The organism is Aeribacillus pallidus (assembly GCF_050478865.1).
In the GTDB taxonomy this organism is placed as follows: Bacteria; Bacillota; Bacilli; order Bacillales; family JACDOC01; genus JACDOC01.
This window is the reverse complement of the sequence record NZ_JBCNBW010000024.1, coordinates 1-15898: the sequence shown is the minus strand read 5'-3', so window position 1 is coordinate 15898 and position 15898 is coordinate 1. Positions and strand designations below refer to the sequence as shown.

The 15898-nt window shown below is 39.4% G+C and carries 16 protein-coding genes, 1 tRNA gene, 1 rRNA gene, 1 other RNA gene and 1 other annotated feature; of the genes, 14 read left to right on the top strand and 5 right to left on the bottom strand.

Features of this window, described 5'->3' with window-relative positions:
* The first annotated feature begins 174 nt into the window (after positions 1-174).
* A 5S ribosomal RNA gene (rrf, locus tag ABES52_RS06225) occupies positions 175-289 on the top strand.
* Positions 290-448: 159 nt separating this feature from the next.
* On the opposite strand, the gene ABES52_RS06220 is transcribed toward rrf, so the two are convergent.
* Positions 449-1432 carry a YaaC family protein gene (locus tag ABES52_RS06220; RefSeq protein ID WP_429650034.1) on the bottom strand — a complete coding sequence of 328 codons (984 nt, stop codon included), beginning with the start codon at positions 1430-1432 and terminating at the stop codon, positions 449-451.
* A gap of 108 nt (positions 1433-1540) precedes the next feature.
* On the opposite strand from ABES52_RS06220, the gene guaB reads away from it, so the two are divergent.
* From guaB to ABES52_RS06190, 6 genes are all read left to right on the top strand, one after another.
* Positions 1541-3007 carry an IMP dehydrogenase gene (guaB, locus tag ABES52_RS06215; protein WP_429650032.1) on the top strand — a complete coding sequence of 489 codons (1467 nt, stop codon included), beginning with the start codon at positions 1541-1543 and terminating at the stop codon, positions 3005-3007.
* 140 nt (positions 3008-3147) lie between these two features.
* Positions 3148-4500, top strand: a complete 1353-nt coding sequence (locus tag ABES52_RS06210) for a D-alanyl-D-alanine carboxypeptidase family protein (RefSeq protein WP_429650030.1) — start codon at positions 3148-3150, stop codon at positions 4498-4500.
* A 135-nt stretch (positions 4501-4635) separates the two neighbouring features.
* A complete protein-coding gene (gene pdxS, locus ABES52_RS06205) occupies positions 4636-5517 on the top strand; it encodes a pyridoxal 5'-phosphate synthase lyase subunit PdxS (RefSeq protein WP_488168055.1) in 882 nt (293 codons plus the stop codon).
* Positions 5518-5529: 12 nt separating this feature from the next.
* Complete coding sequence (pdxT, locus tag ABES52_RS06200; protein WP_429650026.1) at positions 5530-6120, top strand: pyridoxal 5'-phosphate synthase glutaminase subunit PdxT; 591 nt, start codon at positions 5530-5532, stop codon at positions 6118-6120.
* 52 nt (positions 6121-6172) lie between these two features.
* Positions 6173-6391, top strand: a binding site (T-box leader).
* A 52-nt stretch (positions 6392-6443) separates the two neighbouring features.
* Entirely contained in the window at positions 6444-7727 is a 1284-nt protein-coding gene (gene serS / locus ABES52_RS06195; protein ID WP_429650024.1) for a serine--tRNA ligase, read from the top strand.
* A gap of 106 nt (positions 7728-7833) precedes the next feature.
* Positions 7834-7926 (top strand) — tRNA-Ser (locus tag ABES52_RS06190).
* 233 nt (positions 7927-8159) lie between these two features.
* Here ABES52_RS06190 and ABES52_RS06185 read toward each other — a convergent pair.
* The 4 genes from ABES52_RS06185 to ABES52_RS06170 all read right to left on the bottom strand — a co-directional run bounded on the left by ABES52_RS06185 (position 8160) and on the right by ABES52_RS06170 (position 11546).
* Positions 8160-8828, bottom strand: coding sequence for a deoxynucleoside kinase (locus ABES52_RS06185; protein ID WP_429650022.1), 669 nt, complete (start codon positions 8826-8828; stop codon positions 8160-8162).
* On the bottom strand, positions 8812-9465 hold the full coding sequence (locus ABES52_RS06180; protein WP_429650020.1) for a deoxynucleoside kinase: 654 nt from the start codon (positions 9463-9465) through the stop codon (positions 8812-8814). Before ABES52_RS06180 ends, ABES52_RS06185 begins: the two co-directional genes overlap by 17 nt.
* A gap of 169 nt (positions 9466-9634) precedes the next feature.
* The gene (locus tag ABES52_RS06175) at positions 9635-10918 is read right to left on the bottom strand and encodes a glycosyl hydrolase family 18 protein (RefSeq protein ID WP_429650018.1); all 1284 of its coding nucleotides are present in this window, start codon (positions 10916-10918) and stop codon (positions 9635-9637) included.
* A 67-nt stretch (positions 10919-10985) separates the two neighbouring features.
* Entirely contained in the window at positions 10986-11546 is a 561-nt protein-coding gene (locus ABES52_RS06170; protein WP_429650016.1) for a cysteine hydrolase family protein, read from the bottom strand.
* Between the two features lie 93 nt (positions 11547-11639).
* Between ABES52_RS06170 and tadA the strand changes: the two genes are divergently transcribed.
* From tadA to ABES52_RS06135, 7 genes are all read left to right on the top strand, one after another.
* Positions 11640-12137, top strand: a complete 498-nt coding sequence (tadA, locus tag ABES52_RS06165; protein WP_429650014.1) for a tRNA adenosine(34) deaminase TadA — start codon at positions 11640-11642, stop codon at positions 12135-12137.
* A gap of 98 nt (positions 12138-12235) precedes the next feature.
* An RNA gene (gene ffs / locus ABES52_RS06160) (signal recognition particle sRNA large type) lies at positions 12236-12500 on the top strand.
* Between the two features lie 130 nt (positions 12501-12630).
* The gene (dnaX, locus tag ABES52_RS06155) at positions 12631-14307 is read left to right on the top strand and encodes a DNA polymerase III subunit gamma/tau (RefSeq protein WP_429650012.1); all 1677 of its coding nucleotides are present in this window, start codon (positions 12631-12633) and stop codon (positions 14305-14307) included.
* A gap of 20 nt (positions 14308-14327) precedes the next feature.
* Positions 14328-14648, top strand: a complete 321-nt coding sequence (locus tag ABES52_RS06150; protein WP_429650036.1) for a YbaB/EbfC family nucleoid-associated protein — start codon at positions 14328-14330, stop codon at positions 14646-14648.
* Between the two features lie 11 nt (positions 14649-14659).
* The gene (gene recR / locus ABES52_RS06145) at positions 14660-15256 is read left to right on the top strand and encodes a recombination mediator RecR (protein WP_429650010.1); all 597 of its coding nucleotides are present in this window, start codon (positions 14660-14662) and stop codon (positions 15254-15256) included.
* Positions 15257-15280: 24 nt separating this feature from the next.
* On the top strand, positions 15281-15499 hold the full coding sequence (locus ABES52_RS06140; RefSeq protein WP_429650008.1) for a YaaL family protein: 219 nt from the start codon (positions 15281-15283) through the stop codon (positions 15497-15499).
* A gap of 71 nt (positions 15500-15570) precedes the next feature.
* On the top strand, positions 15571-15834 hold the full coding sequence (locus ABES52_RS06135) for a pro-sigmaK processing inhibitor BofA family protein (RefSeq protein WP_429650006.1): 264 nt from the start codon (positions 15571-15573) through the stop codon (positions 15832-15834).
* Positions 15835-15898: the final 64 nt, after the last annotated feature.

Below are 15898 nucleotides of genomic sequence, written 5' to 3'. Positions count from 1 at the left end.
GGAGCTGACGGATACTAATCGATCGAGGACTTAACCAAGCAAGAAAAGCGGAAGCGTCAACGCGAGAGGCTAGGCGCTGGAGCTAGACAATGAAAAACGGAAGCGCGATACTCAATGTCCTACTTCATCCTTTATCTAGTTTTGAGGGAACAATCTCTCATAACTACATACTTGTCTGGTGGCGATGGCGAGGAGGTCACACCCGTTCCCATACCGAACACGGAAGTTAAGCTCCTCAGCGCCGATGGTAGTTGGGGGTTTCCCCTGCGAGAGTAGGACGCTGCCAGGCAAAATAGGCCAAAGAGACAATCTCTTTGGCCTATTTTTATTGTTCAAAGAGTGTAAAAACATAAGAGGGTTTTACACTCATTTAATATATAGTGGTGGATAATCAATCATCTTTCAAATGTAACACGAAGCAAGCGCAAGTGAAGAATAAATGTGTACATTATTCATTTGATTGGAAAGGATGTTTGCTACAAAGAAATTGGGCTATTAGATAAGGAACTTTTTTAAGAGATACAGAAAGAAAGCTTTTAATAAACACGTAATCGTAATTAGGTGAAAATTTCATCAATTCGTTCCACCACTCGGTTTCATAACGGGCAATCATGCTTAAATTATACAAAAGGGAGTAATGTACCATGATTTCGTTAAAATAACTACAAAAATGGCGAGACGTAGATAAACAGGGTGTCTTTTGTTCAATGTTTATACGGAACGGAGGAAGTTCTTTCTGTTTAAAAATGTGTGGTTCAGAAAATTTGAATTCAATTTGTCCATCATTAAAATCGATTTGCTGGAGTATGGGTCCTACTTTACCCATAATGTATTCGCGGAATCGTTCCGGTTGCATATGGTATTCATCTAAAATTGCTTTTGAAAGAACATACGACTGTTGAGACTGTGTAACAGTAAAAAATGTTTGTTCCCCTAACAATGTGAAGAAGGTGTCGGATAGCTCGGGAATTTGACGTAATAAATCTTGCATGACAAGCTTTTGGCCTTCCAAATGTTTCACGTGAAACATTATTGAATTTGCATAAGAAAATAAACCGTTCTTTTGAATTTTTACTTCATCTTCTAAGAACAAATATTGCTGTTTTTTCTTTTTTCTTGTAGACAAGCCGTGGGCTAAAACAGAAGTGGTATGAGGATAAAACGGATCGACTGTTAAAACACACGCTTTTATTAAGTGGACCAATCCATAAAAGAGTAAAATCGGCTGCAGAGTTAAAGGGATAATTTTACTATATTGGAAGTATGTTTCACCATTTTCCAAGTAATACATAAAGGGGATTGCATTTCGATAACTTTTCTCGCTTGCGTCTACCACTTCTAGCTCATTGTATAAACGGTATAAATATTGTTGGGCAAACTCTGCGTTTTGGAAGTAGGTCAAATGCTTCCAAGGATTCATAAAAGTGTACATATGCACCTCCGAAATTATTTGAAAAATCAAACTTATCCCCATGTTCTTGACAGTATTTTATCCAATTGATAACCTACTAATAATATTTTGGAGTAGGAGGACGAAAAAATGTGGGAGACAAAATTTGTGAAAGAAGGTCTTACCTTCGATGATGTATTGTTAATTCCAGCCAAGTCTGAGGTACTACCTCGTGATGTTAACCTTCAAGTTTCATTGACTGATACGTTAAAATTAAACATCCCTATTATTAGTGCAGGTATGGATACTGTTACCGAAGCAGAAATGGCCATTGCGATGGCAAGACAAGGTGGACTAGGAATTATTCATAAAAACATGAGTATTGAACAACAAGCCGAACAAGTAGATAAAGTTAAGCGGTCTGAAAGTGGTGTTATTACCGATCCGTTCTTCTTAACACCAGAGCATCAAGTGTATGATGCTGAGCATCTAATGGGGAAATATCGCATCTCAGGTGTTCCAATTGTAAATAATGAAGAGGAACAAAAATTAGTTGGAATTCTTACAAATCGTGACTTACGTTTTATTTCAGACTACTCCATCAAAATATCAGATGTCATGACAAAAGAAAATCTAGTTACAGCTCCAGTTGGAACAACTTTAGAAGAAGCTGAACGGATTTTACAAAAATATAAAATCGAAAAACTTCCGCTTGTCGATGAAAATGGTGTTTTAAAAGGCCTTATTACGATTAAAGATATTGAAAAAGTAATTGAGTTCCCGAATTCTGCAAAAGACGAACATGGTCGATTGCTATGCGGGGCCGCTGTTGGTGTTACGAAAGATACGATGAAGCGGGTTGAAATGCTTGTTAAAGCCAATGTGGATGTCATTGTTGTCGATACGGCACATGGTCATTCCAAAGGTGTTATTGATACGGTCAAAGCAATTCGCGAAGCTTATCCAAAATTAAACATTATTGCAGGAAATGTAGCAACAGCTGAAGCGACAAGAGAATTAATTGAAGCAGGTGCAGACATTATTAAAGTGGGAATTGGACCTGGTTCAATTTGTACGACACGTGTCGTAGCTGGTGTAGGTGTGCCACAAATTACAGCGATTTACGACTGTGCAACAGAAGCTCGTAAGTATGGAAAAGCAATTATCGCGGATGGTGGAATTAAATATTCCGGAGATATTGTTAAGGCGTTAGCAGCGGGTGGACATGCGGTAATGCTAGGTAGTCTATTAGCTGGTACGTCCGAAAGTCCAGGGGAAACAGAAATTTATCAAGGTCGTCGATTTAAAGTATATCGTGGTATGGGTTCAGTTGGAGCGATGGAAAAAGGTTCAAAAGACCGTTATTTCCAAGAGGATACGAAAAAGTTTGTTCCAGAAGGTATTGAAGGACGCGTTCCATATAAAGGGCCATTAGCTGATACCATTTATCAGCTTGTAGGTGGACTTCGTTCTGGTATGGGATATTGTGGAGCGAAAAATTTACATGATTTACGTGAAAATGCTCAATTTATTCGAATGACTGGGGCAGGTTTACGAGAAAGTCATCCACATGATGTCCAAATTACGAAAGAAGCGCCGAATTACTCTCTTTCTTAATCAGTAGGCAGGAAGTGGGAATCTAGCCCCATTTTCCTGCCTCTTTTTTGAAATGTAGGTCTATCCTCTATCTATTCATACTGGAAATCGTATGTTAAAATATCTGAAGTGGATAAAAATTGGTGGAGGTCTTACATAGTATGAAACGACTTCGTAAGTATGTGGCAAGTATACTTACTATCTTGTTACTTTCTAACTTGTTTCAAATTTCGACAAAAGCCGCAACAACGGACTTTTTAGATGTTAACGCAGATGCGGCGATTTTAGTGGAAGCGACAACTGGAAAAGTGCTGTATGAGAAAAATGCTGATACGGTATTAGGTATTGCAAGTATGACGAAAATGATGACGGAATACTTGCTGTTAGAAGCGATTGAAGAAGGCCGTGTTACATGGGATCAAATGTACAATGTGAGTGAATATGTGTATCAAGTATCCCAAGATCGTAATTTGTCCAATGTTCCGTTAAGACGAGATGGACAATATTCCGTACGTGAACTGTACGAAGCAATGGTGATTTATTCGGCCAATGGCGCTACGATTGCTTTAGCAGAAGTAATTGCCGGGTCTGAATCAAATTTTGTAAAATTAATGAATGAAAAAGCGGGTGAATTAGGCCTTCAAGATTATAAATTTGTCAATTCTACTGGTTTAAACAACCGTGATTTAAAAGGCATGCACCCGGAAGGAACAGGCCCAGAAGATGAGAACGTCATGTCAGCTCGGGCAACAGCTAAATTAGCTTATCAGCTCATTAACCGTTTCCCAGAAGTGTTAGAAACAGCAAGTATCCCGAAAAAGAAATTCCGTGAAGGTACTGACGATGAGATTGATATGCAAAACTGGAACTGGATGCTTCCTTCGTTAGTGTACGGATATGAAGGGGTAGACGGCATTAAAACAGGAACAACGGATTTAGCTGGCTACTGTTTTACAGGGACTGCTGAGCGAAATGGCATTCGTTACATTACAGTTGTGATGAATGCAAAAACACCAGACGGTAAAGGAAGCTATAAAGCTCGTTTTGATGAAACGAAAAAAATGTTTAATTACGCTTTTAGCAACTTTTCCGTTCAAGAATTGTATCCATCTGGTTATCAATTAAAAGATCATAAAACACTACCAGTCGTAAAAGGAAAAGAAAAAGAAGTAGCTATTAAGACAAAAGAGCCGTTAAAAGTTCTCGTCAAAAATGGGGAAACAGACTTATACAAACCAAAATTGGTAATTGACAAAAACGCATTAAATGAAGAAGGCCAATTAGAGGCCCCTGTTGAAAAAGGAGCAACCGTTGGAACATTCACTTATGATTATACGGGTTCTGATAAATATAGTTATCTATACGACGAAGGACGAAAACTGGAGCAAGTGGATGTAGTAACTTCTAATCAAGTCGAAAAAGCAAATTGGTTTGTCCTCATGATGCGGGCAATCGGCAGTTTTTTCGGTGATATTTGGAATGGAGTAACCGATACGGTGAAAGGTTGGTTTTAATTGCAAGGTCTCCTTGTCTTGACAGGAGACCTTTTTTGTTGTTTATTTAGCATGAGGGAAAAACAATTTTTTGGTGATTTTTTTTTATTTTTCCTTGGCGTTATCTGAATGTTTGAAATAGAAGGGGGAATTCACGTGAAAACGGGTACAGATCGAGTAAAGCGTGGGATGGCGGAAATGCAAAAAGGCGGCGTCATTATGGACGTTGTCAATGCGGAACAAGCAAAAATTGCTGAGGAAGCTGGTGCGGTAGCGGTTATGGCACTTGAACGTGTTCCAGCTGATATTCGTGCCGCTGGTGGCGTAGCGAGAATGGCGGATCCTCGTGTTATTGAAGAGGTAATGAATGCAGTAAGCATTCCTGTTATGGCGAAAGCGCGTATTGGCCATATTGTCGAAGCTCGCGTGCTAGAAGCAATGGGTGTTGACTACATCGATGAAAGTGAAGTTTTAACACCTGCTGATGAAGAGTTCCACATTAACAAAAAAGAATTTACTGTACCATTTGTGTGCGGTTGTAGAGACTTAGGAGAAGTTGCTCGCCGAATCGGTGAAGGCGCGTCCATGTTACGAACAAAAGGTGAGCCTGGTACTGGAAATATTGTAGAAGCAGTACGTCATATGCGTAAAGTGAATGCACAAGTTCGTAAAGTGGTAAGCATGAGCGAAGACGAACTAATGACAGAAGCAAAATTACTAGGTGCTCCTTACGATGTGCTTTTAGAAATTAAGCGTCTTGGTCGTCTTCCAGTCGTTAACTTTGCTGCAGGTGGTGTAGCAACTCCTGCGGATGCGGCATTAATGATGCAATTAGGAGCAGATGGCGTGTTTGTTGGTTCTGGTATTTTTAAATCCGAAAACCCAGCGAAATACGCAAAAGCTATCGTGGAAGCAACAACTCATTATGAAGATTATGAGTTAATTGCTCACCTTTCTAAAGGACTAGGGACAGCGATGAAAGGAATTGAAATTTCTTCGCTTACACCTGAATCTCGCATGCAAGAACGTGGCTGGTAAGGAGAAGTTGATATGGTGAAAATTGGTGTATTAGGACTTCAAGGTGCTGTTCGCGAGCACGTTCGTTCAATTGAAGAAGCGGGAGCGGAAGCCGTTGTCATTAAACGGAAAGAGCAATTAGATGAAATAGATGGGCTCATTCTTCCAGGTGGCGAGAGTACAACAATGAGAAGACTTATTGACAAATACGACTTTATGGATGCGTTAAAAGATTTTGCGGCGAAAGGCAAACCGATGTTTGGTACGTGTGCAGGATTAATTTTACTCGCGAAAAACATCGTCGGTTACGATGAGCCTCACTTAGGATTAATGGATATTACGGTCGAACGAAATTCGTTCGGTCGTCAACGCGAAAGCTTTGAAGCGGATATACCGATTCGTGGTATCGGCGAATCATTTACGGCTGTATTTATTCGAGCTCCCCATATCGTTGAAGTAGGGGAAAACGTCGAAGTGTTAGCGAAATACGAAGATCGGATTGTAGCAGCACGCGATGGGCAATTTTTAGGGTGCTCGTTTCATCCAGAGTTAACGGATGACCAGCGTTTTATAAAGTACTTTATTCAAATGGTGGAAGAGGCAAAATCAAAACAACTAGCATAAAATGGTTGAAAACTGTTTAAACTTATTGTACATTTAAAGCAAAATGAATGGTGTTAAATCGATGAGAGGAACTAGTAGCAAGTGTTTCGTTCTCAAGAGAGCCGGTGGGGGGTGTGAACCGGTGAATGAACCTTGTGAATCCATCCTCGAGTGAAGTACCGAACGGTTTCAAGTAAGTACTTCCGGTTGTAGCCGTTATCCAATGAAGTGGAACGTAGCTAGTGTGCTATGTTCAATGAGGGTGGCAACGCGGGTAGCTCTCGTCCCTTTTATATTTAGGGATGGGGGCTTTTTTAATTTTATTAATAAAAGGAGGAGTTGGCATGCTAGACATTAAGTATTTACGTGCAAATTTTGAAGAAGTGAAAGAACGACTCAAATATCGCGGAGAAGATTTAACGGATTTTGAAAAATTTGAGGCCTTAGATAAAGAGCGACGGGAGTTAATTGTTCAAACCGAACAGTTAAAAATGAAACGTAATGAAGTGTCTCAGCAAATTGCGCAAATGAAACGTGAAAAGCAAGATGCTGAACATTTGATCGTTGAAATGCGTGAAGTAGGTGCAAAGATTAAAGAGTTAGATGAAAAATTACGCGATGTTGAGGAAGAATTAGAACAACTGTTATTGTCTATCCCTAATATTCCTCATGAAAGCGTTCCAGTAGGGGAGTCTGAAGACGATAACGTGGAAGTTCGTAAATGGGGAGACATCCCAACTTTTGATTTTGAACCGAAAGCGCATTGGGATCTTGCAGATGAATTAGGTATTTTAGATTTTGAACGAGCTGCTAAAGTAACTGGAAGCCGCTTTGTTTTTTACAAAGGATTAGGTGCTCGATTAGAACGGGCATTAATTAACTTTATGTTAGATTTACACATTGATGAACACGGCTATCAAGAAGTGTTACCACCGTACTTAGTAAACCGGACAAGCATGACAGGTACAGGTCAGTTACCAAAGTTTGAAGAAGATGCGTTTTTAATTGAAAAAGAGGATTATTTCTTAATTCCAACGGCTGAAGTTCCTGTGACGAACTTACATCGCGATGAAATTTTAAATGGTGATGATTTACCGATTAGCTATGCAGCGTATAGCGCATGCTTCCGTTCAGAAGCAGGTTCTGCGGGTCGAGATACACGAGGACTAATTCGCCAACATCAATTTAATAAAGTAGAGCTTGTTCGTTTCGTCAAACCAGAAGATTCTTATGATGAGCTTGAAAAACTAACAGGACATGCGGAAAAAGTGCTTCAGCTTCTTGGATTGCCGTATCGTGTAATGAGTATGTGTACAGCGGATTTAGGCTTTACTGCGGCAAAGAAATACGATATTGAAGTATGGCTTCCAAGCTATAATACGTACCGCGAAATTTCTTCTTGTAGCAATTTTGAAGCGTTCCAAGCAAGACGGGCGAACATTCGCTTCCGTCGTGAACCAAACGGTAAACCAGAGCATGTTCATACCCTAAACGGATCTGGTTTAGCAATTGGTCGTACGGTAGCTGCTATTTTAGAAAACTATCAGCAAGCTGACGGAAGTGTCGTGATTCCAGAAGTATTACGTCCTTATATGGGCGGCATTGAAGTGATTAAACCTCGAGACTAGTCTTTGGACTAGTCTCTTTTTTAGGTTGAATTGTTAAAAAATTTAAACATCATTTTCGTTTGTTGACTTCCCGAAATAGTTATGATAAATTAATCTCTGTCAGCACGGAGGAGTACCCAAGTCTGGCTGAAGGGGTCGGTCTTGAAAACCGAGAGGCGGGTCAAACCGCGCGGGGGTTCGAATCCCTCCTCCTCCGCCATAACTGATGAATCAACCACAGCGCATAAATATTGGAGATTGTGATGAATTCGTTACATCTGATTGTAACGAATTTTTTACTTTTAAAATTTGGAGTGCGAATATAAAATTATAGTTTCAGAAGTTGGCTCATATGGCCAACTCTTTTTTTGTCATTTTATCGCATCTGAAGTCCGTGGCTACTAACATCCCTCTTGTGGTAACAAAAAAGATTCCCAACATAGCGGGAATCTTTTATTTTTTTAGCATTCTTGTTTGTTTTAAGAACGTAGATATCCGTTCAACTATTGGTTCAATAGAATGTTCGTCTTCGAATAAATCGTATTCGTTAATGTTTAAGCGAAGAACTGGGCAGGCGTTAAACGTGTTGATCCAATCTTCATAGCGCCGGTGCATTTCTTCCCAATATTCAATCGGAGTTTGCTGTTCCATCGGGCGACCGCGTTCGCGAATTCGACGTATTACATCGTCAAGAGAACCTTCTAAATATATAAGAAGGTCAGGATGAGGGAAATATGGAGTCATGACCATGGCTTCGAATAAACTTCTATATGTTTCATAGTCAACGGCAGACATATTTCCTTTTTCATAATGCATACGGGCAAAAATACCAGTATCTTCATAAATGGACCGGTCTTGAACGAAGCCACCGCCGTATTCGAAAATGCGCTTTTGCTCTTTAAAGCGTTCCGCTAAGAAATAGATTTGCAGGTGGAAGCTCCAACGTTTAAAGTCTTTGTAAAATGCATCTAAATAAGGGTTCGTATCTACTTTTTCAAATGATGTTCTAAAACCGAGCGCTTTCGCTAATGCTTTCGTCATCGTGGATTTACCAACACCAACGGTACCAGCAATGGTGATAACGGCATTACTCGGAATATCGTATTTATTGCGAAGATCCATAGTTATTGACTCCTTTTTGCAGAGAATTTTTTAATTGGTCTAATATAAGCTGTAAATCTTCTTGATTTTTCACAAAATCTAGTTCATCGCCGCTGAAGCGTAACACAGGGATGTCTGGATGATTTTGCTCAAAATCATTCATAAATTGTTCGTAATCAATGGAAAGTTGTTCTAAATAAAGAGGGCTAATGTTTTTTTCAAAATCTCGACCTCTCATTTTGATTCGATGCAGGAGCGTATCTAAGCTAGCATTTAAATAAATAACCACGTTTGGTCGAGGCATGTCTTTCGTTAAAATTTGATAAATTTGAAAGTATTTTTCATATTGAGCCTCTTTTAATGTACGTTTGGCAAAAATCAAATTTTTAAATATGTGATAATCGGCTACGACGGGCTCTTTTCTTTGTAAAAAATTTGTTTGAATATCTTCTAGTTGTTTATAACGATTGCATAGGAAAAACATCTCTGTTTGGAAGCTCCATTCATCGATGTTTTCATAAAATTTATCTAAAAAAGGGTTTTCGTCAACGATTTCCTTCAAGAGATGGAACTGAAAGTATTGTGAAATGGCTTTGGCAAGAGAAGTTTTTCCTACTCCAATCGGGCCCTCGACCGTTATGAAAGGCGTATTCCCCATGCTTCGTCCTCCTCGAGTCTATTTCCGCATACAACTCTTCTTATTAGAAAAAAGAGCACCATTGGTTATTTTATCATATATTTTAAGAGGTGAAAGTACGGAATATTTCCAAGGGAAGTTTTTATGTAAAAAATAAAGAAAATCCCCACCAGAAGGCGGGGAGAATGTGTTATCGTTTAACGACTTCAAATTGGTCAGAAATAAGTAACCAGTTTTGTGGGAACGAAAGGCCAAGCTTCCAGTAGCTCATCCCACGTAAATTTAACTCTTTTAACAAATTAAATTTCGCTTGAATCGAACGAGCATCTTCAAACCAAACTTTATGTTGTTTCCCGTTTTCGTCCACGTAATCAATATTAGGAGCTTGAGCATTATAATCGTATTGAATGTTTGTATTATATTTAACAGCCAATTGGATTGCTTGTTGAGGACTTAATGCTTTGGCAATGTCTCCTTCTTTAAACGGAAGTGTCCAATCGTATCCGTATAAGTTTTGTCCCATTAAAATTTTGTTTGGTGGTATTTCAGTTATCGCGTATTCCAGTACTTGTCTAACGGGTCCAATGGGTGAAACTGGCATAGGTGGCCCGCCACTATAGCCCCACTCATACGTCATAATAACGACAAAGTCGACAATTTCTCCATGAGCTTTGTAATCGTGCCCTTCGTACCATCTCCCTTTTTGATCAGCCCTTATTTTAGGAGCTAAAGCAGTCGAAAGCAGCCAACCTTCTTGGCTAAATCGTTGTTTAGCCTTTCGTAAAAATTGATTATAAGCTTCGCGATCTTCAGGGCGTAAGTATTCAAAATCAAAATGAATATCACGAAACCCGTATTTTTTCGCGGTAGCCACAATATTGTTTAAAAATTTTTCTTGAACTTGTTGATCGTTTAAAATAATTCGACCGAGTTCATCACTAAATTGTCCTTCTTCTTGGTTCGTGATGACCATAACAAGTACGTTTTGATTGGCTTCGGCGATGGCTGGGAGGTTTCCTAAAGGTGGTTCAGAGAGGGAACCGTCCCTTTTCGCTTGAAAGCTGAATGGAGATAAAAACGTTAAATAGGGAGCAGCTTCTCGAGAACTGTCTTCTAATGCTTGAGAGACCGTTTGACCAAATGGTTCGACATAGGCATTGAATTCTGCTCTTGACTTTGGAGAAGGTGGGATATAGATTCGTAATCCAATTGAAAGCGGTTGGTTTGGATTAATACCGTTAATCCGAGCAAGCTCTTGATAATCAATATTAAACTTTTGACCAATGGACCAAAGACTATCACCAGCTTGTACCCAGTAAAATTGTCCGACAATCGGAATAACGATCGTTTGCCCAACGACGAGGTTATCCGGATTTGGAATTTGATTGGCTGTTTGTATTTCCGAAGGGGAGATGCTATAGGCTTGAGCGATTCCAAACAATGTTTGATTCGGTTGAACAACATGAATTTGCAAATTATGTGACCTCCTCTTTTACCCTTATTCACTAAAAACATTGTATGAAGGGAAAAGAGAATACATGTTAAAAATGAGATAGGAGTGAAATAAGTTGATCCGATGGGTCAATCCGTGCGTCTAACACGTAGTTCATCATTTTTAAAGCATATTCATTATCTTTCGGGTCCACAGATGTAATGCAATCAGCAGGGACAAATAAGCGGTAATCTCTCATATATGCATCGTTGGCGGTAAACAGCACACAAATGTTTCCGGCAATACCGGTCAAAATAAGCTGTTTTATATTTAATTGAGATAAAAGGGGATTTAAGCCGGTACCGAAAAAAGCGGAATATTTGGGTTTTATTAAAAAATAATCGGAATCGTCCGGATGAAGCTCGTTGATAATCGGTGAACTTAAATCATTGGTACAATGTTTAATAAGCTTTTGGACGTCCGCTCGCCATATGTTATAGTTGTCATTAATATATATGATAGGAATTTGCTTTTTACGACAAACTTCTTTTAACGCTTTAATACGTGGAACGATCGATAACGTTCGTTCAGCTAAAATAGGTCCATGCCCGAAACGAAACGAATTGATGATATCAATAATAAGAAGGGCAACATTCGATGGTGACTTCATAGTCAATCTCTCCTTTAATGATTAGTTTGTTTTCGGTAAGATAAATTATGAGAAAAACCGATAAAAAGTAGTGTAGAAGGGAATTGGATTCCGTTGTTTGAAGAAAGAGATATATCATACATGAAGCTAGCGATTGAAGAAGCCAAAAAAGCCGAAAAAATAGGTGAAGTCCCTATTGGTGCTGTCATTGTTTGGAATGATCAAGTGATTTCGACGGCCCATAACTTACGTGAAACGACTCAAGATGCTGTAACGCACGCGGAGATTTTAGCGATTCAACAAGCGTGTCAAAAGCTCGGGACATGGAGACTTGAAGAAGCGGAATTGTATGTGACGTTGGAGCCGTGTCCAATGTGTAGCGGTGCTATCATCTTATCACGCATCAAGCGGGTAGTATACGGAGCGAAGGATCCGAAAGCAGGGTGTGCTGGTACCTTAATGAATTTGTTAACAGACGAACGCTTTAACCATCAAGCCGAGGTTGTTTCTGGAGTCCTTGAAGAGGAATGTGGCTTACTGTTGACATCGTTTTTTCGAAAGCTTCGAGAACGAAAAAAGAAAGAACGACAGAAAAAGATAGATGATTATTAATCATAAAAAATGGCAGCGGATATTCGTTGCATTTTTTGTGAAATAGGAGTATACTTGTATATGCGTCAATAAGACGCCTAAATTTGGTATCAACTTTGCCGTGCTAAGCGGGGAGGTAGCGGTGCCCTGTACTCGCAATCCGCTCTAGCGAGGCCGAATTCCTTTCCGAGGCTGATATACTGTAGGGTCTGCCTCAAGTAAGTGGTGTTGACGTCTGGGTCCTGCGCAATGGGAATCCATGAACCATGTCAGGTCCGGAAGGAAGCAGCATTAAGTGGAACCTCTCATGTGCCGCAGGGGTGCCTGGGCTGAGCTAACTGCTTGAGTAACGCTTATGGATATCTGTCGACGAAAGGTGCACGGCAGATTACATAGTAAAGTACATCCATCCATTAGAGGATGGATTTTTTTATTATATTCCTTTTTGTAAAACCGATTAGATACGGTATAATGTAATGAGAATAAAAAAGATGAATTGGCAGGAGGGATAAAAATGAGTTATCAAGCTTTGTATCGTGTTTGGCGTCCACAAAACTTTAAAGATGTCGTCGGCCAAGAACATGTCACAACGACGTTGCAAAATGCCCTCCTGCATGAAAAAATATCGCATGCCTATTTATTTTCTGGACCTCGAGGAACAGGGAAAACAAGTGCGGCAAAAATTTTAGCCAAAGCTGTGAACTGTGAGCGCTCTCCAGTTTCCGAACCGTGCAATGAATGTGCGGCTTGTCGTGGAATAACCGACGGATCGATTCAAGATGTCATTGAAATTGATGCCGCTTCAAACAATGGCGTTGAAGAGATTCGTGACATTCGGGATAAAGTAAAATATGCTCCTTCGTCTGTGAAATACAAAGTGTATATTATTGACGAAGTGCATATGCTCTCTATTGGAGCATTTAATGCATTATTAAAAACGTTAGAAGAACCACCGAAACACGTCATTTTTATTTTAGCAACGACAGAACCGCATAAAATCCCGCTTACCATCATTTCTCGTTGTCAACGCTTTGATTTTAAGCGAATTACGACATCTGCGATTGTTAACCGAATGAAATTAATTGCCGATGAAAGTGGAATTCGGTATGATGAGCAAGCGCTTCATATTATTGCCAGAAGAGCAGAAGGTGGTATGCGGGATGCGCTCAGCTTACTTGATCAAGCAGTGTCGTTTAGCGGGGATATGTTGACAACGGACGATGCGTTAACCGTCACGGGCTCTGTTGCTCAAACTTACTTAAATCAATTAGTTCGCAGTGTATTTCAAAAAGATGTTCATAGTGCCCTTCAGTCTCTTGAGGAATTATTAGCAAGCGGAAAAGACCCATCTAAACTGACGGAGGATTTAATTTTTTATCTCCGAGACCTACTCTTGTACCAAACTGCACCTAACTTAGAAGACGCTTATCATCGGGTAGTTATTGATGAGCCGTTTCGTCAGCTGGCTGAAGAAGTAGCGACGGATTTAATTTACGAATATATTGATGTATTAAACAAGGCTCAACAAGAAATGAAATTCTCTAATCAATCACGCATTTATTTGGAAGTTTCTCTAGTCAAGCTTTGCCAAATCGAACGTTCCCGCTCGTTTGCTGATGATTCCGAAGTACAGCAGTTATTGCAGCGTGTGAAAGAATTAGAGCGGGAAGTTCAGCAATTGAAGCAAGGAGCACCAAAGGTGGTTGACAAAAATCAGTCAACTAACAAACGCGCTGTCCGAAGTTCTTCATTTAAAGTGCCGGTTGGACGAGTAGAACAAGTCTTAAAAGAAGCGACAAGACAAGACTTAAATTTAATTAAAAGTCGCTGGGGAGATCTTTTAGAATCATTGAATAATCGCCAAATGCGCTCTCAAGCCGCATTATTAAACGAAGCCGAACCGGTGGCTGCTTCTCCAAAAGCGTTTATTTTAAAGTTTAAATATGAGATTCATTGTCAAATGGCAATGGAAAATCAACGGTTTTTAGAGGCGCTTTCTGGAATATTAGAAGAACTAGTAGGAGTACCATATGCCGTCATCGGAGTTCCTGAAAAACAATGGGGAAAAATCAGGGAAGATTTTATTCGTTCGCAAAAATTAGACCAAAAAGAAGACGAGAAGGAAGAAGATCCGGTTGTTGCTAATGCTGTGCAATTAGTAGGATCGGATTTAATTGAAATTATTGATTAATTGTTGGAGGGATCATTATGATGCGTGGAATGGGTAATATGCAAAATATGATGAAACAAATGCAAAAAATGCAAAAGAAAATGCAACAAGCACAAGAAGAGCTAGGTGAACAAAAAGTAGAAGGTACAGCTGGCGGTGGAATGGTAACAGTCGTTGTTTCCGGTCATAAAGAAGTACTTGAAGTGAAAATTAATGAAGAAGTAGTGGACCCAGACGATATTGAAATGCTACAAGACCTTGTTTTAGCAGCAACAAACGATGCGTTGAAAAAAGCAGACGAGTTAACTGCGAAAACAATGGGTCAGTTTACTAAAGGGTTGAACCTTCCAGGAATGTTCTAGGAGGAAACTATATGCACTATCCAGAACCAATATCTAAGCTGATTGACAGCTTTATGAAATTGCCAGGGATTGGGCCAAAGACGGCCGCTCGTCTGGCATTTTTTGTGCTAAATATGAAAGAAGATACCGTACTAGACTTTGCGAAAGCACTTGTAAACGCCAAAAGAAATTTACATTATTGCTCTATATGTGGTCATATCACAGATCAAGATCCATGTTATATATGTGAAGACCAACGAAGAGATCGAAGTATTATTTGTGTCGTTCAAGATCCAAAAGATGTCATAGCGATGGAAAAAATGAAAGAATACAATGGGTTGTATCATGTATTACACGGTTCGATTTCACCAATGGATGGTATTGGACCCGAAGATATTAATATTCCTGATTTATTAAAGCGACTTCAAGATGAAACCGTTCAAGAAGTTATCTTAGCCACCAATCCGAATATTGAAGGTGAAGCAACAGCCATGTATATTTCTCGGCTGTTGAAACCAACAGGCATTCGCATCACCCGCATTGCTCATGGCTTACCGGTAGGAGGAGACTTAGAGTATGCGGATGAAGTGACGTTATCAAAAGCTCTAGAAGGAAGAAGAGAACTATAATTCCTTTACAAGGAGAAAAAGAATATGCTTTTTCGAAAAAAAGGAAAGCTTCGTAAACAATTTGATCATCAATTACTTTGGCAACTAGAACAAGCTAAATCGGAATGGATGCGCCAAAAAAATTTGTTACAAATTAGTTTTGACTATAACGAGGACTTACTAAGTCAAACGAAAATTTGTGAGGCCAAATATTTTTATTTACTACGGGAAGCTAAAAAGCGTAATCTACGAATGGAACGATAGTCCCTTTTTCACGTTCTACTTGGACAAATTGTTCATAAAATGTTAACAAACGGGAAAAAGGGGGATCGTTTTTGAACCCGATAATTATCATTTCGATTATTAGTTTGGTGATTGTTTTGCTTTTAACTGCTAGCTCTGCTGGAAAATACGTAAAATTTGTTGGACAGGCGTGTATTAAAGTATTGATTGGAGCATTATTTCTATTTTTCTTAAACGCTTTTGGCAGTTATATTGGTCTTCACGTCCCAATTAATTTGCTTACATCATCTATTTCAGGTTTTTTAGGAATACCAGGGGTGTTAGCACTCGCTTGTATTCAACTGTGGATTTTATGATTAACCGTCGAGTAAAATCGGCGGTTTCTATTTTTGCAAAAGGCTCTGTTAAATGATACTGTTG

What these genes read in the sequence shown, in the direction of transcription:
- ABES52_RS06220 (WP_429650034.1), bottom strand. Translation starts at nt 1,432, where the DNA reads ATGTACACTTTTATGAATCCTTGGAAGCATTTGACCTACTTCCAAAAC.
- guaB (WP_429650032.1), top strand. Translation starts at nt 1,541, where the DNA reads ATGTGGGAGACAAAATTTGTGAAAGAAGGTCTTACCTTCGATGATGTA.
- ABES52_RS06210 (WP_429650030.1), top strand. Translation starts at nt 3,148, where the DNA reads ATGAAACGACTTCGTAAGTATGTGGCAAGTATACTTACTATCTTGTTA.
- pdxT (WP_429650026.1), top strand. Translation starts at nt 5,530, where the DNA reads ATGGTGAAAATTGGTGTATTAGGACTTCAAGGTGCTGTTCGCGAGCAC.
- serS (WP_429650024.1), top strand. Translation starts at nt 6,444, where the DNA reads ATGCTAGACATTAAGTATTTACGTGCAAATTTTGAAGAAGTGAAAGAA.
- ABES52_RS06185 (WP_429650022.1), bottom strand. Translation starts at nt 8,828, where the DNA reads ATGGATCTTCGCAATAAATACGATATTCCGAGTAATGCCGTTATCACC.
- ABES52_RS06180 (WP_429650020.1), bottom strand. Translation starts at nt 9,465, where the DNA reads ATGGGGAATACGCCTTTCATAACGGTCGAGGGCCCGATTGGAGTAGGA.
- ABES52_RS06170 (WP_429650016.1), bottom strand. Translation starts at nt 11,546, where the DNA reads ATGAAGTCACCATCGAATGTTGCCCTTCTTATTATTGATATCATCAAT.
- dnaX (WP_429650012.1), top strand. Translation starts at nt 12,631, where the DNA reads ATGAGTTATCAAGCTTTGTATCGTGTTTGGCGTCCACAAAACTTTAAA.
- ABES52_RS06150 (WP_429650036.1), top strand. Translation starts at nt 14,328, where the DNA reads ATGCGTGGAATGGGTAATATGCAAAATATGATGAAACAAATGCAAAAA.
- recR (WP_429650010.1), top strand. Translation starts at nt 14,660, where the DNA reads ATGCACTATCCAGAACCAATATCTAAGCTGATTGACAGCTTTATGAAA.
- ABES52_RS06140 (WP_429650008.1), top strand. Translation starts at nt 15,281, where the DNA reads ATGCTTTTTCGAAAAAAAGGAAAGCTTCGTAAACAATTTGATCATCAA.